Source organism: Aquabacterium sp. (genome assembly GCF_036279675.1).
Taxonomy (GTDB): Bacteria; Pseudomonadota; Gammaproteobacteria; order Burkholderiales; family Burkholderiaceae_C; genus Aquabacterium.
Window position 1 is genome coordinate 13843 of record NZ_DASUIS010000061.1, and the last position, 21521, is coordinate 35363.

Genomic DNA, 21521 nt, shown 5'->3' on the forward strand with positions numbered 1-21521 from the left:
ATTCGCAGCGGGCAGTGCACCCGATAATTGGCGGATCGCAGCACCCACCGAGACCCGGATGACCTCCCCCACCAGCGCCTACCCGCATCTGCTGTCGCCCCTTGACCTGGGCTTCACCACGCTCAAGAACCGCGTGTTGATGGGCTCGATGCACACGGGGCTGGAAGACGGCCGCGACCTGCGCAAACTGGCGGCCTATTTCCGCGAACGCGCCGAAGGTGATGTCGGCCTGATCGTGACGGGTGGCTTCGCGCCCAATCTGGCTGGCTGGACCAAGCCTTTCGCGGGCACGCTGGCCACATCGGGCGCCGCAAGACGCCATCAGGTGGTCACCCAGACCGTGCACCAGGCCGGCGGCAAGATCGCCCTGCAGATCCTGCACACGGGGCGCTATGCCTATCACCCACTGGCGGTGGCGCCTTCGCGCATCCAGTCGCCCATCTCGATGTTCAAGCCCTTTGCCCTGTCGGCACGCGGTGTGGAGCGGCAGATTCGCGCCTTCGTCAACTGCGCGGTCAAGGCGCGTGAAGCGGGTTATGACGGCGTGGAGATCATGGGCTCCGAGGGCTACTTCATCAACCAGTTCCTGGCCCGCCACACCAACAAGCGCACCGACCAATGGGGCGGCGACTACAGCAACCGCATGCGCCTGCCGGTCGAGATCGTCGAGCGCACGCGTGAGGCCGTGGGCAAGGACTTCATCATCATCTACCGCCTCTCCATGATCGACCTGGTGCCCGATGGCTCCACCTGGGACGAGGTGGTCACCCTGGGCAAGGCCATCGCCAAAGGGGGCGCCAGCATCATCAACACGGGCATTGGCTGGCACGAAGCGCGTGTGCCCACCATTGCCACCAGCGTGCCGCGTCGTGCCTTCACCTGGGTCACGCAGAAGATGAAGGCCGAGCTGGCCGCATCGGGCATCGACATCCCGCTGGTGACCTCCAACCGCATCAACACACCGGAGGTGGCCGAAGCCGTGCTGGCCGAGGGCTGCGCCGACATGATCTCGATGGCGCGCCCGCTGCTGGCCGACCCTGCTTTCGTGAAGAAGGCGGCACAAGGCCGTGCGGACGAAATCAACACCTGCATCGCCTGCAACCAGGCTTGCCTGGATCACATCTTCCGCAACAAGCTCACATCGTGCCTGGTCAACCCACGCGCCTGTCATGAAACGGAGCTGATCTTCAAGCCGACATCCAGCAAGCGCCGCGTGGCCGTGGTGGGTGCGGGCCCGTCCGGCCTGACCGCCGCCACCCATCTGGCCGAGCGCGGTTTCAGCGTCGATCTGTTCGATGCGGCCGATGAGATCGGCGGCCAGCTCAACATGGCCAAGCAGGTGCCCGGCAAGGAAGAGTTCCACGAGATGCTGCGTTACTTCAAGCGCCGTGTGGAGTTGACCGGGGTAAAGTTGCATCTGCAGACCAGGGTGGACGCGGCCCGACTGCAAGGCTACGACGAGGTGATCGTGGCCACGGGCGTGAACCCGCGCGACCCGAAGATCCCCGGGCAGGATCACCCCAAGGTGCTGAGCTACATCGACGTGCTGCGCCACAAGAAGCCGGTGGGCAAGAAGGTGGCGGTGATCGGCGCCGGTGGCATCGGCTTTGACGTGGCCGAGTACCTCGTGCATGACGGCCACTCCACCACGCTGGATCTGGAAGCCTGGCAGGCCGAATGGGGCGTGACGGACCCGGCCCTGTCGCCAGGCGGCCTGCGCACCGGCAAGCCCGAGGTGGCGCCGCCTGCGCGCCAGGTCGTGCTCCTGCAGCGCAAGAAGGGCAAGCTGGGTGCCGGCCTGGGCAAGACCACTGGCTGGATTCACCGCAGCGCGCTCAAGATGAAGAACGTGGAGATGGTGGGTGGCGTCAACTACGAGCGCATCGGCGACGAAGGCCTGCTCATCAGCTACGGCGAAGAGCGCAAGGACCCGACCTGGATCGCCTGCGACAACGTGGTGCTGTGCGCAGGCCAGGTGCCACTGCGGTCACTGGCAGACGAGTTGAGCGCCACGGGCCGACAGGTGCACATCATTGGGGGTGCCTTCGAAGCCGGGGAGCTCGATGCCAAGAAGGCGATCGACCAGGCCGCTCGGCTGGCTGCGGCGCTGTGAGCCTGACCGGCTCGGCTAGAAGCTGACGGGCGCGGCCTCAACGGCCTTCGTGTCGGATTCCAGCTGCGCAAACTGCGAGGGCGAGGCCTCCATGCAAGGCAGCCACAAGGTGAACGCGCTGCCCTGGCCTTGTTCGCTGCGCATGGTCACATGCCCACCCATCAGTTCGATGATCTCCTTGACGATGGTCACGCCCAGCCCGGTACCCGGAATGCTGCCGGATTTGTCTGCGCGGTAGAAGCGCTCGCCCACACGGGACAGTTGCTCTGGAGACAGCCCCAGGCCGTGGTCCTCGATCTCCACCCCGACATGCCGCTTGCCGGGCAGCTCCTGCGTCACCACGCGCACGTGCACATCTCCGCCGTTGGGCGAGTATTTGTAGGCGTTGGACAGCACATTGAGCGTGGCCTGCTGCATCTTCTGGCGATCGACCCACACCAGGGTGGGCTCGTCCGGCCATTCGGTGAGCGGCGGCTGCCGGTCTTGCGGCTGCTTGAAATCACGGATGACGTCACCCACCAGATCAGCCAGATTGAAGGCACTGAAGCTGAAATCCTTGCCCTGGCGAGCCTCGATGCGCGCCAGATCCAGCAGCTCGTTGATGATGGCCGCCATGGCCTCGCTCTGTCTGTAGATGCGGCCCAGCAGGTCCTTTTGCTTTTCCGGCTTGAGTTCGCGGGTCAGCAGCAGTTCGGTGAAGCCATAGATGCTGGCCATCGGTGTGCGCAGCTCGTGAGCGGCCATGGACAGGAACGCGCTCTTCATCTGGTCGACCTCGGTCTCATGCGTCACATCCCGCAGATGCAGCACCTGAGACACCGTCCCGCCCTCGCTGCGGCTCAGCCGCACCTCCAGCATGCGCCGTGCAGGTGGCTTCATTTCGATGACCACGCGCCCACCTTCGAGCGCCTGGCCCACCTGCGCATCGGCATGCTCCATCGGCTTGAGTGCGGCCAGGCTGCACACGGCCTGACCAGGCACGCAACGCTCGAACAGGCGGTCGCTGAAGGTGGCCTCATCTTCGCCAATCAGGCCGTGGCCTGACATGCCCGTGAGATGCGACCAGGCTGGGCTGATGTAGCTGACATGCCCCGACATGTCGAAGGACACGAAGGCATCAGGTGACAGCGAGAAGATGGCCGACATTTGCTGACTGTGCTCGCGCAGCTTGGCCTGAGCCTCCTTGCGGTCGTGCACGTCCTGAATGGAGCCTGCCATGCGGGTTGCGGCGCCAAAGTCATCGAAGTACACCTTGGCCCGCGAGCGGAACCAGCGATAGGCCCCTGATTTGGTCCTGAGCCGGTACTCGATGTCGAACGGTTGATGGTCCTTGAAGGCCTTCTCGATGGCAATAAAGGTGGCCTTCTGGTCGGCCGGATGCAGCATGGCATCGAAAGTCACCAGGTTCGCCTCGATTTCGTTGGGCTCATAGCCCAGCAAGCGGTAGAACTGGGGTGACCACCATTCTTCCTGCGCGTTCACGTTCATCCAGTCCCACATGCCATCGCTACCGCCGTCGATGGCCAGGTTGTAGCGCTCGGCATTCGCCTTGAGTTCGGCCTGAGCCCGATGGGTTTCGGTGATGTCGTAGGCGATGGAGATGTACTTGTCGAGCTCGCCATTGACCCCGGTGATCGGCGCGATCACGCACTGCACCCAGTACAGCTCGCCGTCCTGGCGGCGATTGCATACCTCGCCCACCCATGGCTGGCCGTGCAGCAGTGTCTGCCAGACTGCGATCCAGAAAAAGGGATCATGTTCGCCTGAGCCCAGCAGACGCGGGTTCTGGCCGAGCAAGGCTTCCCGGCTGTAGCCGCTGGCCTGGCACAGGGCATCGTTGACGTCGGTGATACAGCCCTCCGGCGAGGTCACGCAGACCATGCTGAACTGGTTCAAGGTGCTGACGAGTGCCGCACTTTCGCGGGAGGCTTTTTCGGCCTCGCGTTGTGCCCCAAGCAGGTCGTCCGTCATCGAACTGGCCAGCATCTCGGCACGCATGCGCCCGGTGTTCATCAACCACACGGACACCCCCGCCATGGCGCTGAGCATGATGCCCAGCAAGGCCAGCCAGACCGCCATGGCATAACCATTGTCGACATCGAAGTTGGGCGTCGAGCGCACCTGCAGGCGCAACTTGCGCCCGCCGACCTCCAGCTCATGCATGGTGTCGAACAGCGCGCGACCGGCCTCTCGACCCGACGGGGCACGGCCAGCCAGCAGGCGCGTGTGCCCGTCAGGCCCGACTTCGTGCAGCGCGAAACTGGCCTGCGTCTGCAAGGAGGCATCCAGCCCCCGAAGCAGCTCCTCGGCCACGATGGGTGCAGACACCAGCGCCGTCAAGGCCGCACGCCTTTGGGCAACCGTATCCCGAGGTGCACCAGGCCGGTAGATCGGCATGAAATACAACAGCCCAGGCCTCTTCTGGCCATCCTGTATCAGCGCAATGTGCCCGGTGAGTGCCGCCTGCCCCGAATCAATCGCGCGCAGCAAGGCCTCGCGACGCACCGGCTCCGATCCCAGATCAAATCCAAGCGCCTTGCGGTTGACCTCACGAGGCTCGATCGCGTCGATGACATACAGGTCGGGCGACTGCCCGGCTGAACGAACCTGAAAGTCCGGCAAGCCGTCGGCACGGACCTGAGCCTCGTACCGCTCGACCTCGTTTCTCGCCAAGGGCCGGATCACGCTCAATGCCAAAGTGCCAGGCAGCTCAGAACGCCAGTCACGCGTGACCACCCAGCCGTGCAGTTCCTGCCTGGTCAGAGGATGCCCCAGCAAGGTCGACGCGCTGATGGTGTCTCGCAAGCCATCCAGCGCATGGTCGAAACGCTCGCGAACCTGTGTGGCCAGACGCGAAGAGACATGCTCGAATCGCACCTGCGCCGCGCGCTGTGTCTGCTGATGCAGGCCCCAGGCCAGCAACACGGTCAGACTGGCACCCAGGAAAAAAACCAGGGCGGGCAGCACGCCGGTGCGTGTGTGCAGAAACTCATCGAGCATGCTCGGGGCGGAGGCCATGCGACGCGCAAGACGGTGAGCCCGCCAGACCACCAGCGGGGCGGCCAGCACGGACAGCATCATCGCGTCCAGAAAGGCTTCCTGCCAGTCACTCAGACCCGGTGCCAGCAGCGGCAGCACGAACATGACGACCACCTCGCAGGTGGCCACAATCACCAGGAACTCGACCAGCAATCGCGCCGATCCCAGCACGTTGCGCCACGCCCCCTGAATCATGCGCCCTCCGGCCAGACGCATGCAGACCGCCTGCGCAAGGCAGGGACGGCCGGCGAACTCGGCAGAGTGTCGGATACGTGCATTTTTCCCGGAACAAAGATCACTTTATGAGTCATCTTCGGCTTTCCGGAATGAAGCTTGAGGACGATACTCACAGTGATGCGCCTGGAGGTGGCCAAGATGAAACGTGTCCTGATCGTGGAAGACCAAGCAGATATCCGGGAACTGATCAGAATGACCCTGGAAATCGAGGACTTCGACATCCACGAGGCCGAAAACGGTGACGTGGGCCTGCAAATGGCCCGGCAACTCAAGCCGGACCTGGTCCTGCTGGATGTGATGATGCCCGGCACCCTGGATGGCTTCGGGGTATGCAGCCACATCAAAGGTGATGCCACCCTCAAGAAAATGAAGGTGGTGATCCTCAGCGCCAAAGGCCAGGACAACGACAAGCAGCAGGGCAAGCAGGCCGGCGCCGATGGCTACCTGACCAAGCCCTTCTCACCCCGTCAACTGCTGGACGTCGTGAACCGCCAGCTGGGCTGATACATCGACACTTGCACATGCTTTTCCATGAGCGCCGATGTATCGCCCCATGAACACTACGTGCTGCCCGAACAGCTGTGCATCGGGCTGTATGTCCACCTTGACCTGAGCTGGACCGAGCACCCTTTCACGTTCTCCAGCTTCAAGATCAAGTCGCTGGACCAGATTTCCACCATCCAGGGCCTGGGTCTTTCGCGCGTGCGTTATGCGCCGGCCAGGAGCGACAACAAGCCGCTGGCCGCGCCCAAGCCTGGAGATGGCCCCGCCACGCCCCCGCCCCCTCCGCTACCAAGAGACGAAAACCCCGCCTTTCATGCCAAGCGTGCCCGCATGCAACGCCTGGGAGAACAGCGCGCCAAGGCCGCGGCGTGCGAAAAAGAACTGCTCTCCGCGGCCAAGACCATCAAGTCGATCAACCAGAACGTCTTCTCTCGCCCTGATGAGGTGAAAGAGGCGGCCGGCACGCTGATCAAATCGATCGCCGACTCCATGCTGGTAGATGCCGACGTGTCCATCCAGCTCATGGCAGACAAGGTCGGCGGCGAAGAGGTCTACTACCACTCGCTCAACGTGTCACTGCTGTCCATGATGCTGGCCAAGGAGCTCAAGGCCCCGGCCCCCGTCGTGCAGATGGTGGGCATGGGCGCGCTCTTCCATGACATCGGCGAGCTGGAAATACCTGACCGCGTCGTGCGCAAGCAGGATGCGCACACCAAGGCCGAGACTGCCTTGCTGCAGATGCACTGCGAGTACGGCGTGAACATCGCCAGAAAGATGAACCTGCCCAACGAGGTGCTGCAGGTGATCGCGCAGCACCACGAGCGGGTGGACGGCAGTGGCTACCCCAGCGGGGCGACGGCCGCCCAGATGTCGCTGCTATCGCGCATCGTGTCGCTGGTCAATGCCTACGATGAGCTGTGCAACCCACCGAACCCGGCCAAGGCGATGACACCACACGAGGCCTTGTCGACGATGTTTGCACAACAGCGCAATCAGTTCGATCAGCTGGCCATGAGCACCTTCGTGCGCTGCATGGGCGTCTACCCACCCGGCACGATCGTGGTGCTCTCCAATGGCGCCATCGCCATGGTGGTGTCGGTCAACACCACCAAGCCCTTGCGGCCGGTCGTGCTGGTGTACGACCCCTCGGTTCCCAAGGAGGAAGCGATCGTGGTCGACCTGGAGGTGGAGCAGGACGTCTCCGTCACCAAGACCATGCGGCCGCAACAACTGTCAAGCGATGCGCACGCCTACCTGTCGCCTCGCAAACGCATGACCTACTACTTCGATACCGAATCAGGCAAGGTGGGCGCATGAAAGGGGGCGCAGCGTGACCAAACAGGTTCTGATCATCGAGGACTCCGGCAGCTTCCGGATGGTTGTCAAAGTCGCGCTGGAACGTGCGGGTTACGAGATCATCGAAGCCGCCAATGCGGAGGAGGCCTGTGCCTTGCTGGATGGGCGCGCCATCAATGTGATCGTGTGCGACGTCAACATGCCGGGCATGAACGGCATCGAGTTCGTGCGGCACCTGCGCACCACCAGCTACAAGTTCACGCCTGTGGTGATGCTCACGGCGGACAGCCAGGTCGAACACAAGGCCGAGGCCGCCGACATGGGCGTGCGGGTGTGGATCACCAAGCCTTTCCAGCCGACCTACCTGATCGAGGCGATCAACAAGTTGTGCCCGATCACCTGATCAGGACATCTTCGCAATCCAGCCCAAGGGCGCATGGCGCATGTACCACCCCACCAGCGTCCAGGGCCAGCTCGGCACGCAAGCCTTGGCGGGCTCACGCTCGATGGCCGCCACCAGCGCGCGGCATCCTGAAGCCGTGTCCACCATCAATGGCGTCTTCGCCGACTTGCTGCTCAACTCCGTCTCGATGTAACCCGGATAGATCGTGGTGACCTTGATGGGCGTGCGCAGCAGGTCTGCGCGGATGCCCTCGGTCAAGGCCGCCAGGCCCGCCTTGGTCGCCGCATAGGTGGTGAGGTTGCGTGGCAGCCCGCGCATGGCGCTCATCGACGAGATGCTGACCAGGTGACCGCTGTTCTGGGCACGGAAGATCTCGACAGCCGCCTCACACTGCGCCAGGGCGGCAATGAAATTGGTCTGGGCCGTTTGCAGATTGGCATCGAAGCGGCCCTTGCCGATCGGCTGCCCCTTGCCCAGGCCTGCGTTGACAATGACGCGGTCGATCTGCCCCAGGTCCTGCTTGAACGCGCGGAAGACCTCGAAGACTTGATCGTGCTGATTCACGTCCAGCGAGCGCACCAGTACCTTCACGCCAGGATGTTTGGCCTCCAGCTCGGCCTTCAGTTCGACCAGGCGATCCACACGGCGCGCGCACAAGGCCAGGTTGCGGCCCATGGCGGCGAACTCGCGCGCCATGCCTTCACCCAGGCCTGAGCTGGCGCCGGTGATGAGGATGTTCTGTCTGCGTTGGGCCATGGTGTCTCGGTCTCCGAATGTTTTGATGGGTGATCAGTGCTGATCGAGGAAGGCCTGCACGGCGGCCACGGTCGATGCCGGGTCTTCTTCATGCGGCACGTGGCCGAGGGCATCGAACACGGCCAGGCGGCTGCCCTGGATGTCGCGTTGAAACTTGTCGGCGTTGTCTGGCGGGATCAGATTGTCCTGCCCGCCCCAGATGATGAGCGTGGGCTTGGTAATCGTCTTGATCTGATCTTCAAACTCGCCCGACTTGCTTTGCAGGAAGCGCTGCACCAGGGCATCACGGTTGCCGGCACGCAGCGTCAGTTCGTAATAACGGTCAATCAGTTCCGGCGTGATCTTCGATGGGTCGCCATACACATTGCGCACACTCGATTCGATCATGCGACGGGGCAACAGCTTGCCCATGATGGGGCGCAAGGCCGGGATCTGCGCCAGCTTGAAGGCCAGAGGGATCGACTTGGATTGATAGCTGTAGCCAGCCGCATCGACCAGCACCAGCTTGCTGACACGATCCGGGTAGTCCACCGCCGTCTTCCAGGCGATGTTGCCGCCAAAAGAATTGCCTGCGATCACGGCTTGCTTGACGCCCAGCTTGTCCATCACGGCCACGACAAAGTGGGTGTAGACGGGCAAGGTGTACTGTCCATCCGGCGTGGGGCCAGTCAGGCCGAAGCCGGGCATGTCCACACGGATGACGCGGTGCTGGCCTTTCAAGGCCGCCACCCAGCCATCCCAGGTGTGCAGGCTGGCCGAGGTGCCATGCAGCAGCACGATGGGCTGCGGGTCATCACGGGGGCCTTCGTCACGCAGGTGCACCTGCATGCCGTCCACGGCCACGAACTGCGAGGGGGCCTGGGCCCAGCGGGCAGTCAGGGTTTCGGGTGCGCGATCCGGCGCCCACGCCGTCACCACACCCACGCCTGCCAGCGCCACCACCAAAGCCAATACACCACCAGCGATCTTGAGGGCTTTCATCTTTGCTGTCCTGTTTGAGTCAAGGCCGGCGTCCGCGTGCCGGCTGCAGCCCGTCAGTATGCGTCAGTGATGTCAGCGGTATGTAAGCAATGACGGTTGCGCACCCTCGACGTGCGCATGCTCGTTCACCGACAGCAGGTGCAAGCCATCGCGCCCGGCCTGGATCTTGGTGATGCCCACATTGGCCAGCGTCCAGTTGATGGTGAAGGCCTGCGCATCGTTGAGACCCAGCAGGTGGGCGCAGATCACGCTGATCGTGCCGCCCGAGGTGAACACCAGCGTGCTGCCCTTGGGCGGTGTCTGCTTCACCAGGTCTTCAAGGGCCGAGACCACACGCAGCTTGAAGACGGACCATGGCTCCTTGTATTCGTCATCGTGGTTGCCGCCCACCCAGCGGGTCACCGCATCCTGGAAGAACTTCTGGAAGGTGCGACGCGGGTCACCCGATGCGGCCATGTCACTCATCATCACGAGCTTGTCCACATAACGCGGCTCGGCCACCTCGATCACGTTTTCATGGTCGAACTCGTTGACGCCCGCGTGCTGATGCATGCCCGTTAGCTCGACGCCCATTTCGCCCAAAGCGCCAGCCGCCGTCTCCAGATGACGCTGCATGGTGCCGCTGACCAGCACATCGGGCTGCACGCCACGCGCCTTCAAGGCCGCACCCAGCACCTTGGCCTGTTGATGGCCCGTGGACGAGAGCTGGTCGTAGTTGTTGGAGCCAAACGAAGCCTGGCCGTGTCGCAGAAGGTAGATGGCACCCATGGTGTGTGTCTTTCGTGGCCGGTCAGGGCATCAGCGCCTGGCCTGCTTGATCAGGCTCTTGCAGCGCCAATCCAGGTAGTTGACGATGATCCAGAAGTTCTTGAACGCCGGATTGCGCGTCTGCTTGTGGTGATAACGGTAGTAGATCTGCTGCGCGATCACGGCCAGGCGGAACAGGCCATAGACCTCGTAGAAGGCCCAGTCCCGCTGGCGATCCAGCTTGTAGCCGGACTTGTCCAGGTAGTAGTCCACCACCTCTTCACGCCGCAACATGCCGGGCAGATGCGTGGGCTGGCGGCGTGTGGCCATCATCAGCTTGTTGTCATCGGCCTGGATCCAGTAGGCCAGGGCATTGCCCAGGTCCATCAAGGGGTCACCCAGCGTGGCCATTTCCCAATCAAGCACACCGATCACTTTGGTCGGGTCCTGCTCGGCCAAGATCACGTTGTCAAAGCGCCAGTCGTTGTGGATGACGACGTTGGCCACGTCTTGTGGCGTGCGCTCTTTCAGCCAGGCCATCACGTAGCTGTAGGAGGGCACGTTCCAGGTCTTCGCCTTGGTGTAGCGATCGCTCCAGCCTTCGATCTGGCGTTTGCAATAGCCGCTGCCCTTTCCCAGGCTGTCCAGGCCGGTAGCCTGCACGTCCACCTGGTGCAGCTCGACCAGCTTGTCAAGCACGTTGGTGCACAGCTGACGTGTGGTGGCCGCATCCAGGCTCAAACCACGCGGCATGTTCTTGCGCGGGATGATGCCGGCGATGCGCTCCATCACGTAGAACTCACTGCCGGTCACGGCCTCGTCCTCGCACAGCCCGATCATGGTGGGCACCACCGGGTACACGGGCTTGAGCGCCTTTTGCACGCGGTATTCCCGACCCATGTCATGCGCGCCCTTGGCCTTGGTGCCAGCGGGTGGGCGGCGCAGGATGAAGTCACCCCCATGCTCGCCACCGGCGTACTTCAAGCGGTAAGTCCAGTTGGAGGCGCCCCCCGAGAACTGCGTGATCTCTGGTTGCCCTTGCAAGCTGGGCACATGGCCTTTCAGCCACGCGTCCACACCGGCCACATTGAGCTCTTCACCAGCACGGACGCGCCCGCCTTGATCCTCCACACCCGTCATCTCACCTCACCCATACAGATCATTCCCTGCGCTCGATGCCGCCAACACACATTGCCATCCAGCGGCCGCCGAGGATCCGGCTTTGCCGGTCCACTGGCGGCGCCCCCTTGAGGGGGAGCGCCGAAGGCGCTTCGGGGGTGGGCCATCATTTCATCACACCGTATTTCATGAGCTCCAGGCGGGCGATCATGCCCTTGTGGACCTCATCGGGGCCGTCGGCCAAGCGCAGGCTGCGGGCCTGGTTGAAGAAGGCGGTCAGCGGCGTGTCATGCGACACACCCATGCCACCGTGCATCTGGATGGCGAAATCCACCACGTTTTGCAGCATGGTCGGGGCCACCACCTTGATGGCGGACACATCGGTCAGCGCGCCCATCACGCCGATGGTGTCGATCTTCCAGGCGGCTTGCAGCGTGAGCAGGCGAGCCTGGTCGATGGCCACGCGGGCTTCGGCAATGCGTTCGCGGTTGCCGCCCAGGTTGATCAGCTGCTTCCTAAAGGCCGTGCGCTCGATGCCGCGCTTGATCGCCAGCTCCAGCGACTTCTCGGCCGCGCCGATGCAGCGCATGCAGTGGTGAATGCGGCCTGGGCCCAAACGGCCTTGCGCGATCTCGAAGCCCTTGCCCGGCCCGGCAATGAAGTTGCTCACTGGCACGCGCACATTGTTGAAATGCACCTCGCCGTGGCCGTGCGGCTCGTCGTATTCGCCGAACACGGGCAGCATGCGCTTGATCTCGACGCCCGGGGTGTCCATGGGTACGAGCACCATCGAGTGCTGGTTGTGACGGCCCAGATCGGGGTTGGGCGTCAGGGCCATGAAGATGCCGATCTTGCAGCGTGGGTCACCCACGCCGGACGACCACCACTTCTTGCCGTTCAGCACGATCTCGTCGCCCTCGATCACGGCGGTGGCCGCCATGTTGGTGGCGTCAGACGAAGCCACATCGGGCTCGGTCATGAAAAACACCGAACGCATCTCGCCAGCCAGCAGCGGGGTCAGCCATTGCTTCTTCTGCTCGTCGCTGCCGTACTTCCAGATCACCTCCATGTTGCCCGTGTCCGGGGCATTGCAATTGAAGATTTCGGGCGCCATCATCGAGCGGCCGGTTTCTTCGGCGCTGAAGGCGTACTCCAGCACGCTCAGGCCCGCACCCAGTTCGGGATCGGGCAGGAACAGGTTCCACAGGCCTTCGGCCTTGGCCTTGGCTTTCAGCTCTTCCACACGCGGCGGGATCTTCCACTGCGTCCAGTCTTCTCCGTGGCGCTGCCCCAGGATCTCGTGCCAGTGCTGGGCCTCGATGGGTTCGATGTGTTCCTTGATGAAGGCACGCACGCGTTCGGCGGTTTTCCTGGCGCGGTCACTGGGCTGGAAGTCCATGTCAGTCTCCTGATGGGGTCGTCATGTGAGGATCAATAAACGGGATGCTACGCCGGCTCAAGCTGTGCATCAAATGATGAATTTTCATCTCAAGTCATGCATCAGCTGCATGGCCTGGCGCGCGCCGTCGGCCACGCTGTCGCGCATCCAGCGGTGCACCGGGTCACCGTCGCGGTCGGCATGCCAGTACATCCAGATGGCCATCGTCGGCACCGGCGCGGGCAATTCGCGCAGCACCAGCGGCAAGGCCCGGGTCAGCTCTTCGGCATAGGTGTGGGGCAGCGTCAACAAGGCGTCGCTGTGGGCCACCACATTGGCTGCCGCGAAATAGTGCTGACAACGCAGGATCACGTCGCGCTCGCCCAGGCCCCTGGCCGCCCACACGGGCTGCAGTGGATCAGGCTGATCAGGCTGCAGCGTCACCATCACGTGCTGGCACTTGAAATACGCCGCCAGGTCCCAGCGGCGCTTGCTCAAAGGGTGCCCCTTTCGCATGAGCACTGCCAGCTTTTCGTCGGCCAGGTGCTCACCTTTGATCCGTCCGCCCACGCGCCGCTCGCGGTCGATCACCAGGTCGACTTCGCCTTGGGTCAGCACCCGCTCCAGCGCATCGCGCGGCACCCGCACACTGGCCAGGCGCGCACGCGGCGCCACCTTGCTCAGACTGGCCATCAGCGGTGGCAAGGTGATGGCCTCCAGCACGTCGCGCATGCCCAGGCGCAGGGTCATGTCCAGCGTGGCGGGGTCGAAGGTCTCCGCCTGCGCCATCAGCGATTGCAAGCCCCGCAGGTGCGCCTGCACCTCGCCGATCACCCGCCGGGTCAGCTCCGTGGGCACCATGTTGTTGCCCTGCCGCACAAACAGCGGGTCACCCCACAAGCGTCGCAAGCGGGCCAGCGCGTGGCTCACGGCGGGCTGGCTGAGATGCAGATGCCGCGCGGCGCCGGAGATGCCGCCATGCTCGTACACGGCATCCATCACGCGAAACAGATTGAGGTCGATGCGGGAAAGCGGAATGGCCATGACCCCAAACCATACACCCACCCGGAACTCGGGACTTTTTTTGCAGCACATCCCGCCTTGGGGGCCGGCATAGCGAGCGATAATCAAAGCCTTGCCGCCACAGCGGCGCCATTGGAGCGATCACCTTGGACAGTCACCCTAGGTGACCGCCCACTCCAGCCACCAGGCCCGGCCCTGAAGTCAGGGGCACGCAAACCTGGTGTGCCCTGATCAACGGGGCTGACAGCGGGAGGGGGCGGCACACCACATCACCCCCTTCTCACCCAAGCTGCGTGTCGCACGGCCCCACCGTCCGTGACGCCGCATGTGCTGGAGTTCGCATGCTCAACGTGTTCACGCTGGCCAACGGCCGGCTGTTTCAGGAAGAAATCGACAGCCTCGACGAGCTGACCCCTGCTCGTCCGGTCTGGGTCGACCTGGAAGACCCCACCCCGGAAGAAAAAGGCTGGATCGCCGTCAAGTTCGGTCTGGTCATTCCCGCCGACATCATTGATGACGACCTGGAAGAATCCGCCCGCTTCTATGAAGACGAAGGCGCCATCCACATCCGCTCCGACTTCCTGATCGACGACGATGACACCCCGCGCAACGTCCGCGTGGCCTTCATCCTGCATGAAAACGTGCTGTTCTCGGTCCACAAGGAAGACCTGCCGGTGTTCCGCCTGCTGCGCATGCGCGCGCGCCGCATTCCGGCCCTGATCGAAGGCGCCAAGGACGTGCTGCTCAAGCTGTACGACGCCGACGCCGAGTACTCCGCCGACACGCTCGAAGGCATCTACGACGACCTCGAAAAGGTCAGCAAGAAGGTGCTGCAAAACGAGGTGAACGACGCCGCAGCTGCCGATGCGCTGGCCGCCATCGCCCGCCAGGAAGACTTGAATGGCCGCATCCGCCGCAACGTCATGGACACGCGCCGTGCGCTGAGCTTCATGATGCGCGCCCGCATGCTCAATGCCGACCAGTTCGAAGAAGCCCGCCAGATTCTGCGCGACATCGACTCCCTGGACAGCCACACGGCTTTCCTGTTCGACAAGATCAACTTCCTGATGGACGCCACCGTCGGTTTCATCAACATCAACCAGAACAAGATCATCAAGATCTTCTCGGTGGCCTCGGTGGCTCTGCTGCCGCCCACCCTGGTAGCCAGCGTGTACGGCATGAACCTGAAGTTCCCCGAGCTGGAATGGCTGGGCGGCTGGAACTACCCCTACACCGTGGCCCTGATGGTGTGCAGCGCCCTGATCCCGATGTGGTACTTCAAACGGCGAGGGTGGCTGAGCTGAACCATCCCGCCCCCTCAGATCGCCCATCCTTGCCGCCCGGCCTGCTGCGCGTGATGCTGGGCACCACCCTGGTGGTGCTGAGTTACAGCCTGCTCAACCCCGTGCTGGCCGTGCGCCTGCAAACCGCTGGCGCCAGCAGCACGGCCATCGGCCTGTTTGCCATGCTGCCCTTCATCAGCGTGGCCATGCTGGTGCCGCTGGTGCCACACGTGTTTGCCCGCATCGGTGTAGGCCAGGCCTACCGGGCCGGCCTGCTGCTGGAGCTGATCTCCTGCCTGGGCTACCTGCTCACGTCTGACTACCGCATCTGGTGCGCCCTGGGCCTGATGGCCGGCATGGGCGCGGCCGCGGCCTGGAACGCCACCGAGGCGCTGATTGCCCACAATGTGCCGCCCAGTCACCGCGGACGCCTCACCGGCATGTATCAGGCACTCCTCGGTGCGGGCATGGCCCTGGGACCCATGTTGCCCGGCCTGCTGCGCATCGGCCCGACCGAGGCCAATGCCATCGCCGCAGGCGGCCTGGCGCTGGGCCTGCTGATCACGCTGGCACCGGCCGTCACCCAACTCAAGGCCACGCACGACGACCACGAACCCATGAGCCTGATGAGCGCCTGGCGTTTTCGGCCGGCACTGGCCTGGGCCGCCGTGGTGGGTGGCGTGTTTGAGGTGGGCCTGGGCTCCATCACCACGGCCTACGGCTCGCAGATCGGCATGAACCTGGCGGCCGCCACCTCGATTGCCGGGGCCCTCGGCATGGGCAGCTTCCTCTTCCAGTACCCCACCGGCTGGCTGGCCGACCACCTGCCTGCCAGACGCCTGTTCGCACTGGGCGCCGGCGTGCTCGTGCTCAGCGCCGTCGCCTTCGTGCAAGCCGCCACCTGGCCCTCGCTGATCTGGATTTGTGCCGCGGCCTGGGGTGGCATAGGTGGCGCGCTCTACACCTTGAGCATGATCCGCGTGGCCCACGATTTCGCTGACAGCTCCGCACTGGCGGGCACCTCGGCCATGATCGCCGGCTACACGGCAGGCGGCGCCCTGGGGCCGCTCATCAGCGGCTGGGTCTTCGATCACTTTGGCGTGGGTGGCCAGGGCAGTTGGCTGGCCGTGCTCGCACTCAGCCTGCTGCTGATGCAGACACGGGCGGGCGGTTCACCGCCTCGCGCCACAAGCTGAACAACATCGCCTGCAAGCGGTCCGCAGGCACCGGCTTGTGCAACAAAGGCAGGCCGCTGTCATGCGCTTCACGCAGGCGCTCCACGGCGGTGTCTCCCGTGATGATGGCTGCCGGCACGTCGTGGCCAAGTCGCCTGCGCACAGCCTCCACAGCCTGCAGCCCAGTGCGGTGGCTGCGCAAACGGTAGTCCGCCAGCACCACATCCGGGTCAAATCGGCTCAACACCCGCAGCGCCTCGTCATCAGAGGCCACGGCCTCGCACCAGCAACCCCAGCTGGCCAGCAAATCGCACATGGCCGCGCGCACGGTTTCGTCGTCGTCGATCAACAGCACGCGCAGGCCGCTGAGATCAGGCTCGTCGTGCGGCAAGACATCCGCCTCGTGCCATGGCGACTGGCTGACCGGCAAGGCCAGCCTGAACACCGAGCCCCGCCCAGGTACCGACTTCAAGGACACATCCACGCTCATGGCCCTGGCCAGCCCTTCCACAATGGCCAGCCCCAGGCCCAGGCCCTTGCGGCGATCTCGTTCCGGGTTGCCCAACTGGTGGAACTCCCGGAAGATTTCGGCATGATGATCTTCGGGAATGCCGATGCCGGTATCCCAGACCTCGACCAGTGCCCGCGCACCGCGCCGGCGGCAAGCCATCAGCACGGCCCCTCGCTCGGTGTAGCGGATGGCATTGAGCACCAGATTGCGCAGGATCATTTCGACCAGGGCAGGATCGGCATGCAGGATCACCGAGGTGTCCCGCATGCGGAAAGCCAGCCCCTTCTCTTCGGCCAGCGGCGCCATCTCGCGCTCCAGCTTGCGCAGCATGGGCTGCAAGGCGAAAGGTTGCATCTGCGGCTTGACCACACCCGCATCCACCTTGGAGAAATCCATCAAGGTGTTGAGCATCTCGCCCGTGGCCTGGGCAGATGCCTGAGCCTGTTCCAGCAGCTGCTGCTGACGACCGTTCAGTTCAGCGCGCGCCAGCGCGTTGAGGAACAAACCCATGGCGTGCAGAGGCTGGCGCAAATCATGGCTGGCAGATGCCAGGAACACGGTCTTGGCACGGTTGGCCTCTTCGGCCTCGGCCAATGCCTGCTCGGCCACCTGGCGAGCGTCCAGCGCACGCTGGGTCTGATCCCGCAAGCGCAATACCAGGCCCTCGTTTTCAAAACCCAGCTCGATGGCCCGCAAGGCACCCCGCGAAGCGAAGTAGGAAAACACCGTCATCGCGATCAGGTAGAGCATGACCGCCAGCCCCATCATCACACTGAGCTCATCTCGTGAGCGCAGCAGCACGGCCATCACCGGCACGATGTTGGTCAGCCAATAGGTGACGGCAACTGGCCACGAAGGCGCGAACACGGCCAGACCACCTGAATTGATGCCGGCCGTCACGCACAGCACGATGGCGATCGACATGGGATTGGGCTGATCCAGCAGCAGCACCCCGAACGCGCCCCAGCACACCCCGCTGAGCCCGGCCAGCAAACGCACCATGTGAGCGTAGAGCTGCACCTTGCTGCGATCGGTGGGCCTGGGCAAGGCCTGCCGCACCGACAGGCACAGCATGGACATGCCGCACGTGGCCATGGCCCAGTTCCAGGCACCCGGCAGGTGCAGCGCCCGGCTGCAGATCAGCCCGGTCAACAAGGCGGCCACGGCCGAGATCACGAAGGCATAGGGCAGGTTGCGGTCGAGCAGCTCCATTTGCGCAGACAGCACCCTCGGGCTGTCAAAGCGCCAGGCACGTGCCAGCAACATGCGCAGGTTCATGGCTGCAACAGCCCGCGAGCCACTGCTTCGGCGTGCGCCTGCTCGCGGCTGGTTGCGCCCAGCCACTCCGTCAACCATGACACCTCGGCACGCACTTCGCTCTCGTTCATGCCCATCTGGCGCGCTATCGCCTTGTTGGGCGTGCCGCGGCCCAGGTAGCGCAGGATGTTCAACTGGCGTTCGTTCAGACGGAGATCGGCCTCTGCGACCTCCATCACGGCAGCCGGCACATCGCCTTCGCCACCCGCCTGAGACAGCACCTCATACGGCACCGCCGCGTACGACACCTGCCCCCCCAGCGCCGAACGCACGGCCTCCAGCACCTCCGAGGCCGTGGCCACCTTGGGCAGAAAGCCCGTCACGCCCGCCTGCCTGGCCTGCAGGATCTGCTGGCCATTGACCTCAGCCGACATCAACAGCACCGGGCAAGCCGGGGCCAGCTCGCGCAAGCCGGGCAAGTCCAGCAGGCTGTGCCCGTCAGGCAGGTGCACATCCAGCAAGATCAGATCGGGCTGCTCCTGCGCCAGCACGGCCCTGGCCTGCGCCAGCGTCGTGGCCTGCGTCACACGTGACTGCGGCCAGTTCTGAGACAGCATCATCCCCAGCCCGGTGCGAAACAGGGCATGGTCATCAACCAGCAAAAAATGGGGACTTGCGACACTCATGAAGAAGAAACAGACACTTCTTCGCAGTATCGCGCCTCATCGCCAATAAAAAAGGCCGATCACCTAGGATCGGCCCTGATTCCCCTCTTAAGGGTGATCTCAACGAGCGCGTCGCGCCTTCACGGCTTCCGACAGGATGCCCAGCACATTCGCGGAATCATCCCAACCGATGCAGGCATCCGTGATGCTCTGGCCATAGACCAGCTTGGACGGGTCATCCTTGCCCGGCGTGAACTTCTGGGCGCCAGCGCACAGATGGCTTTCCACCATCACGCCGAACACCTTCTTCGAGCCACCCGAGACCTGCTCGGCGATGTCCTTGGCCACCACCACCTGGCGCTCATGCTGCTTGGAGCTGTTGGCGTGCGAGAAGTCCACCATCAGCGAAGGATGCAGCTTGGCAGCCTCCAGGTCCTTGCAGGCAGCAGCCACGCTCTCGGCGTCATAGTTCGGCGCCTTGCCACCGCGCAGGATCACGTGGCAATCGGGGTTGCCGGCCGTCTCGACGATGGCCACCTGGCCGTTCTTGTGCACCGACAGGAAGTGGTGCGGGCGAGCGGCAGCCTGGATGGCGTCGGTGGCGATCTTGATGTTGCCGTCCGTGCCGTTCTTGAAGCCGATGGGCGCGCTCAAGCCGGAAGCCAGCTCGCGGTGTACCTGGCTTTCCGTCGTGCGGGCACCGATGGCGCCCCAGCTGATCAGGTCACCAATGTACTGAGGCGAGACCACGTCCAGGAACTCGCTGGCAGCGGGCATGCCCAGGCGGTTGATCTCCAGCAGCAGATGACGTGCCATGCGCAGGCCTTCGTCGATCTTGAAGCTCTCGTCCATGTACGGATCGTTGATCAGGCCCTTCCAGCCCACCGTCGTGCGGGGCTTCTCGAAGTACACGCGCATCACGACTTCCAGCGTGTCGGCGTACTGCTCACGCAGCGCCAGCAGCTTGCGGGCGTACTCGATGGCGGCAGCCGGATCGTGGATGGAGCAGGGGCCGATGATGACCAGCATGCGGTCGTCCTTGCCGTGCACGATCTTGCTGATGGCCTTGCGCGTGCTCGACACCAGCGCCTCGACCGGCGTGCCACGAATCGGGAAGAAGCGGATCAAGTGCTCGGGAGGCGGCAGCGGCGTCACGTTCTTGATGCGCTGGTCGTCGGTCTGCGAGGTCTTGTCGGCGGGCGGTACCCAGCCTTCTGCGGCACTGGATTTGGCGTTCATGGGGCTTCCTGTTGCGGGCGATGTTACGGTCGAATCAAAGTCGAAAAAAAACCGCCGGGGTGGACCGGCGGTTTTCAGGATGTGGTGTGGTTCGCTTATGCGTTGGCCACTCCTGCGCCGGTTGCGGGCGAGAAGTAAAAGTACCAAAAGTAAAAGCGAGCGCCATTCATGATTGCTAATGTAGCACGGTTGTTCGAGGCACGGTTTGATCTGTAGCGATCGGCTCGATAGCCAAAGTTACATGCAATCGTCCGGTATGTGACACCTTGCGCACGCATGGCCCGCTAGCATCTTCATCAATTCAGCACCGCCCGAGTCGACATGAAGACCCTGACAGAACAACTCACCCAGTACGCGACCTACCACCGTGACCGTCGCAACATCATCACGCACTTCGTCGGCATCCCGATGATCGTGGCCTCGATGTGCATCCTGCTGTCCCGCCCGGCACTGTCTCCCGATCTGCTGTGGCTGACACCGGGCGCCGTGATCGCTGCGCTGGTCACGGCCTACTACCTGCGGCTGGACGTCCGCTATGGCGTGGTCCTGGGTGCCTACCTCTGGGGCTGCCTGGCCGTGGCCCAGTCCCTGGCCCCGCTGCCAACAGGCACCTGGTTCGCCATTGGCGCAGGGCTGTTCTTCATCGGCTGGGTGATCCAGTTCATCGGTCACTACTTTGAAGGGCGCAAACCGGCCTTCGTGGACGACATCATCGGCTTGCTGATCGGCCCGCTGTTCATCGCCGCAGAGGCAGGCTTCCTGATGGGACTGCGCAAGGATGTCGAGGCCGAAGTCAATGCCAGGGCTGGCGCACCTCGCTGATCAACATACAACGCACGAGAAAAAAGGCGGCTCCAGGAGCCGCCTTCTTGTTGGGCACGCAGCGTTGAACTTACTTGATCTGCGCCAGCAAGGTCTCGGCGTCGCTGACCTTGTAGCCACCACCATCTTCGACATTCAAGGCAGTGACCACACCATCCTTGACGAGCATGCTGTAGCGACCTGAGCGCAGGCCCAGCCCCTTGGCGGTCAGGTCCAGTGTCAGGCCTGTGGCTTTGGCGAAGTCCGCGCTGCCATCGGCCATCATGCGCACCTTGCCCGCCGCCTTCAACTCACGGCCCCAGGCCCCCATCACGAACGCGTCGTTGACGGACACACACCAGATCTCGTCCACGCCCGCAGCCTTGAAAGCGTCTGCCTTGGCGATATAGCCCGGTGCGTGCTGGGCCGAGCAGGTTGGCGTGAAGGCGCCTGGCAGGCCAAAGATGGCGATGGTCTTGCCGGCCGTGGACTTGCCGATCTCAAACGCATTGGGGCCCAGGCTGCAGCCTTCGCCTTCCACTTCGATGTATTCGAACAATGTGCCTGCGGGCAACTTGTCTCCAACCTTGATCATCGTCATCTCCTTGTTCGTGGCCTGCTGAAAGACGTTCAGCAAATAAAAAACCGGCCGCCAGTATGACTGGCAAGCCGGTTTTGCTTGTTGCCCTCAGAGATTACTCCCCGGCGGCATTGTGGCGATCAAGCTGGCGATCACATGGACCGCCAGGATCTACAACGATCAGACGCCTTGTGCCTTTTCGACCAGACGGGACACAACCCAGTTCTTGGTCTTGGACAGAGGACGGCTTTCCGTGATCTCGACCACATCACCCAACTTGAACTCGTTGTTCTCGTCGTGTGCATGGTACTTGCGCGACTTGGCCACGATCTTGCCGTAGAGCTCGTGCTTGACACGACGCTCGACCAGCACGGTCACGGTCTTGGCGCGAGCGTCGCTGACAACCTTACCCAC

General features: G+C 63.6%; 19 protein-coding genes. 7 read left to right on the forward strand and 12 right to left on the reverse strand.

Features of this window, described 5'->3' with window-relative positions; translation table 11 throughout:
- The first annotated feature begins 58 nt into the window (after positions 1–58).
- Positions 59–2113: an NADPH-dependent 2,4-dienoyl-CoA reductase gene (locus VFW93_RS07410; RefSeq protein ID WP_329693352.1), complete on the forward strand. Its 2055-nt coding sequence runs from the start codon at positions 59–61 to the stop codon at positions 2111–2113.
- A 15-nt stretch (positions 2114–2128) separates the two neighbouring features.
- Here VFW93_RS07410 and VFW93_RS07415 read toward each other — a convergent pair whose 3' ends face one another.
- Entirely contained in the window at positions 2129–5368 is a 3240-nt protein-coding gene (locus VFW93_RS07415) for a CHASE domain-containing protein (protein ID WP_329693353.1), read from the reverse strand.
- Positions 5369–5527: 159 nt separating this feature from the next.
- Between VFW93_RS07415 and VFW93_RS07420 the strand changes: the two genes are divergently transcribed.
- Genes VFW93_RS07420 through VFW93_RS07430 form a run of 3 tightly spaced genes read left to right on the forward strand, consistent with a single transcriptional unit; the run spans position 5528 to position 7592 of the window.
- The gene (locus VFW93_RS07420) at positions 5528–5893 is read left to right on the forward strand and encodes a response regulator transcription factor (RefSeq protein WP_329693354.1); all 366 of its coding nucleotides are present in this window, start codon (positions 5528–5530) and stop codon (positions 5891–5893) included.
- 27 nt (positions 5894–5920) lie between these two features.
- A complete protein-coding gene (locus VFW93_RS07425; protein WP_329693355.1) occupies positions 5921–7210 on the forward strand; it encodes an HD-GYP domain-containing protein in 1290 nt (429 codons plus the stop codon).
- A 13-nt stretch (positions 7211–7223) separates the two neighbouring features.
- Positions 7224–7592, forward strand: coding sequence for a response regulator (locus VFW93_RS07430; protein ID WP_329693356.1), 369 nt, complete (start codon positions 7224–7226; stop codon positions 7590–7592).
- On the opposite strand, the gene VFW93_RS07435 is transcribed toward VFW93_RS07430, so the two are convergent.
- The 6 genes from VFW93_RS07435 to VFW93_RS07460 form a co-directional block, all read right to left on the reverse strand.
- A complete protein-coding gene (locus VFW93_RS07435; RefSeq protein WP_329693357.1) occupies positions 7593–8348 on the reverse strand; it encodes an SDR family oxidoreductase in 756 nt (251 codons plus the stop codon). It abuts the gene before it with no gap.
- A 33-nt stretch (positions 8349–8381) separates the two neighbouring features.
- Positions 8382–9329, reverse strand: a complete 948-nt coding sequence (locus VFW93_RS07440; RefSeq protein ID WP_329693358.1) for an alpha/beta hydrolase — start codon at positions 9327–9329, stop codon at positions 8382–8384.
- 72 nt (positions 9330–9401) lie between these two features.
- Complete coding sequence (locus VFW93_RS07445; RefSeq protein ID WP_329693359.1) at positions 9402–10097, reverse strand: histidine phosphatase family protein; 696 nt, start codon at positions 10095–10097, stop codon at positions 9402–9404.
- 30 nt (positions 10098–10127) lie between these two features.
- Positions 10128–11216 (reverse strand): phosphotransferase family protein, encoded by a 1089-nt coding sequence (locus VFW93_RS07450; protein WP_329693360.1) that lies wholly within the window; start codon positions 11214–11216, stop codon positions 10128–10130.
- A gap of 145 nt (positions 11217–11361) precedes the next feature.
- A complete protein-coding gene (locus VFW93_RS07455; protein ID WP_329693361.1) occupies positions 11362–12594 on the reverse strand; it encodes an acyl-CoA dehydrogenase family protein in 1233 nt (410 codons plus the stop codon).
- Between the two features lie 84 nt (positions 12595–12678).
- On the reverse strand, positions 12679–13617 hold the full coding sequence (locus VFW93_RS07460) for a LysR family transcriptional regulator (protein ID WP_329693362.1): 939 nt from the start codon (positions 13615–13617) through the stop codon (positions 12679–12681).
- 320 nt (positions 13618–13937) lie between these two features.
- Here VFW93_RS07460 and corA point away from each other — a divergent pair, with 320 nt between their 5' ends.
- Together corA and VFW93_RS07470 are read left to right on the forward strand one after the other, a co-directional pair.
- Positions 13938–14900 (forward strand): magnesium/cobalt transporter CorA, encoded by a 963-nt coding sequence (gene corA / locus VFW93_RS07465; RefSeq protein WP_329693363.1) that lies wholly within the window; start codon positions 13938–13940, stop codon positions 14898–14900.
- A 29-nt stretch (positions 14901–14929) separates the two neighbouring features.
- Positions 14930–16075, forward strand: a complete 1146-nt coding sequence (locus VFW93_RS07470) for an MFS transporter (protein WP_329693364.1) — start codon at positions 14930–14932, stop codon at positions 16073–16075.
- On the opposite strand, the gene VFW93_RS07475 is transcribed toward VFW93_RS07470, so the two are convergent.
- From VFW93_RS07475 to VFW93_RS07485, 3 genes are all read right to left on the reverse strand, one after another.
- The gene (locus tag VFW93_RS07475) at positions 16017–17831 is read right to left on the reverse strand and encodes a hybrid sensor histidine kinase/response regulator (RefSeq protein WP_329693365.1); all 1815 of its coding nucleotides are present in this window, start codon (positions 17829–17831) and stop codon (positions 16017–16019) included. The genes VFW93_RS07470 and VFW93_RS07475 overlap by 59 nt on opposite strands.
- A gap of 8 nt (positions 17832–17839) precedes the next feature.
- Positions 17840–18508 carry a response regulator transcription factor gene (locus tag VFW93_RS07480; RefSeq protein WP_329693366.1) on the reverse strand — a complete coding sequence of 223 codons (669 nt, stop codon included), beginning with the start codon at positions 18506–18508 and terminating at the stop codon, positions 17840–17842.
- A 99-nt stretch (positions 18509–18607) separates the two neighbouring features.
- The gene (locus VFW93_RS07485; RefSeq protein WP_329693367.1) at positions 18608–19726 is read right to left on the reverse strand and encodes a 3-deoxy-7-phosphoheptulonate synthase; all 1119 of its coding nucleotides are present in this window, start codon (positions 19724–19726) and stop codon (positions 18608–18610) included.
- Between the two features lie 321 nt (positions 19727–20047).
- On the opposite strand from VFW93_RS07485, the gene VFW93_RS07490 reads away from it, so the two are divergent.
- Positions 20048–20548 carry a DUF962 domain-containing protein gene (locus VFW93_RS07490; protein ID WP_329693368.1) on the forward strand — a complete coding sequence of 167 codons (501 nt, stop codon included), beginning with the start codon at positions 20048–20050 and terminating at the stop codon, positions 20546–20548.
- Positions 20549–20618: 70 nt separating this feature from the next.
- Here the strand turns inward: VFW93_RS07490 and VFW93_RS07495 are convergent, their stop codons facing one another.
- Positions 20619–21122 (reverse strand): peroxiredoxin, encoded by a 504-nt coding sequence (locus tag VFW93_RS07495; RefSeq protein WP_329693369.1) that lies wholly within the window; start codon positions 21120–21122, stop codon positions 20619–20621.
- A gap of 165 nt (positions 21123–21287) precedes the next feature.
- The coding region (gene rpsQ / locus VFW93_RS07500) for a 30S ribosomal protein S17 (RefSeq protein WP_329693370.1) at positions 21288–21521 on the reverse strand (234 nt) is incomplete at its 5' end.

What these genes read in the sequence shown, in the direction of transcription:
- VFW93_RS07440 (WP_329693358.1), bottom strand. Translation starts at nt 9,329, where the DNA reads ATGAAAGCCCTCAAGATCGCTGGTGGTGTATTGGCTTTGGTGGTGGCG.
- corA (WP_329693363.1), top strand. Translation starts at nt 13,938, where the DNA reads ATGCTCAACGTGTTCACGCTGGCCAACGGCCGGCTGTTTCAGGAAGAA.
- VFW93_RS07425 (WP_329693355.1), top strand. Translation starts at nt 5,921, where the DNA reads ATGAGCGCCGATGTATCGCCCCATGAACACTACGTGCTGCCCGAACAG.
- VFW93_RS07435 (WP_329693357.1), bottom strand. Translation starts at nt 8,348, where the DNA reads ATGGCCCAACGCAGACAGAACATCCTCATCACCGGCGCCAGCTCAGGC.
- VFW93_RS07495 (WP_329693369.1), bottom strand. Translation starts at nt 21,122, where the DNA reads ATGATCAAGGTTGGAGACAAGTTGCCCGCAGGCACATTGTTCGAATAC.
- VFW93_RS07480 (WP_329693366.1), bottom strand. Translation starts at nt 18,508, where the DNA reads ATGAGTGTCGCAAGTCCCCATTTTTTGCTGGTTGATGACCATGCCCTG.
- VFW93_RS07455 (WP_329693361.1), bottom strand. Translation starts at nt 12,594, where the DNA reads ATGGACTTCCAGCCCAGTGACCGCGCCAGGAAAACCGCCGAACGCGTG.
- VFW93_RS07475 (WP_329693365.1), bottom strand. Translation starts at nt 17,831, where the DNA reads ATGTTGCTGGCACGTGCCTGGCGCTTTGACAGCCCGAGGGTGCTGTCT.
- VFW93_RS07410 (WP_329693352.1), top strand. Translation starts at nt 59, where the DNA reads ATGACCTCCCCCACCAGCGCCTACCCGCATCTGCTGTCGCCCCTTGAC.
- VFW93_RS07420 (WP_329693354.1), top strand. Translation starts at nt 5,528, where the DNA reads ATGAAACGTGTCCTGATCGTGGAAGACCAAGCAGATATCCGGGAACTG.
- VFW93_RS07450 (WP_329693360.1), bottom strand. Translation starts at nt 11,216, where the DNA reads ATGACGGGTGTGGAGGATCAAGGCGGGCGCGTCCGTGCTGGTGAAGAG.
- VFW93_RS07445 (WP_329693359.1), bottom strand. Translation starts at nt 10,097, where the DNA reads ATGGGTGCCATCTACCTTCTGCGACACGGCCAGGCTTCGTTTGGCTCC.
- VFW93_RS07415 (WP_329693353.1), bottom strand. Translation starts at nt 5,368, where the DNA reads ATGCGTCTGGCCGGAGGGCGCATGATTCAGGGGGCGTGGCGCAACGTG.
- VFW93_RS07485 (WP_329693367.1), bottom strand. Translation starts at nt 19,726, where the DNA reads ATGAACGCCAAATCCAGTGCCGCAGAAGGCTGGGTACCGCCCGCCGAC.
- VFW93_RS07460 (WP_329693362.1), bottom strand. Translation starts at nt 13,617, where the DNA reads ATGGCCATTCCGCTTTCCCGCATCGACCTCAATCTGTTTCGCGTGATG.
- VFW93_RS07490 (WP_329693368.1), top strand. Translation starts at nt 20,048, where the DNA reads ATGAAGACCCTGACAGAACAACTCACCCAGTACGCGACCTACCACCGT.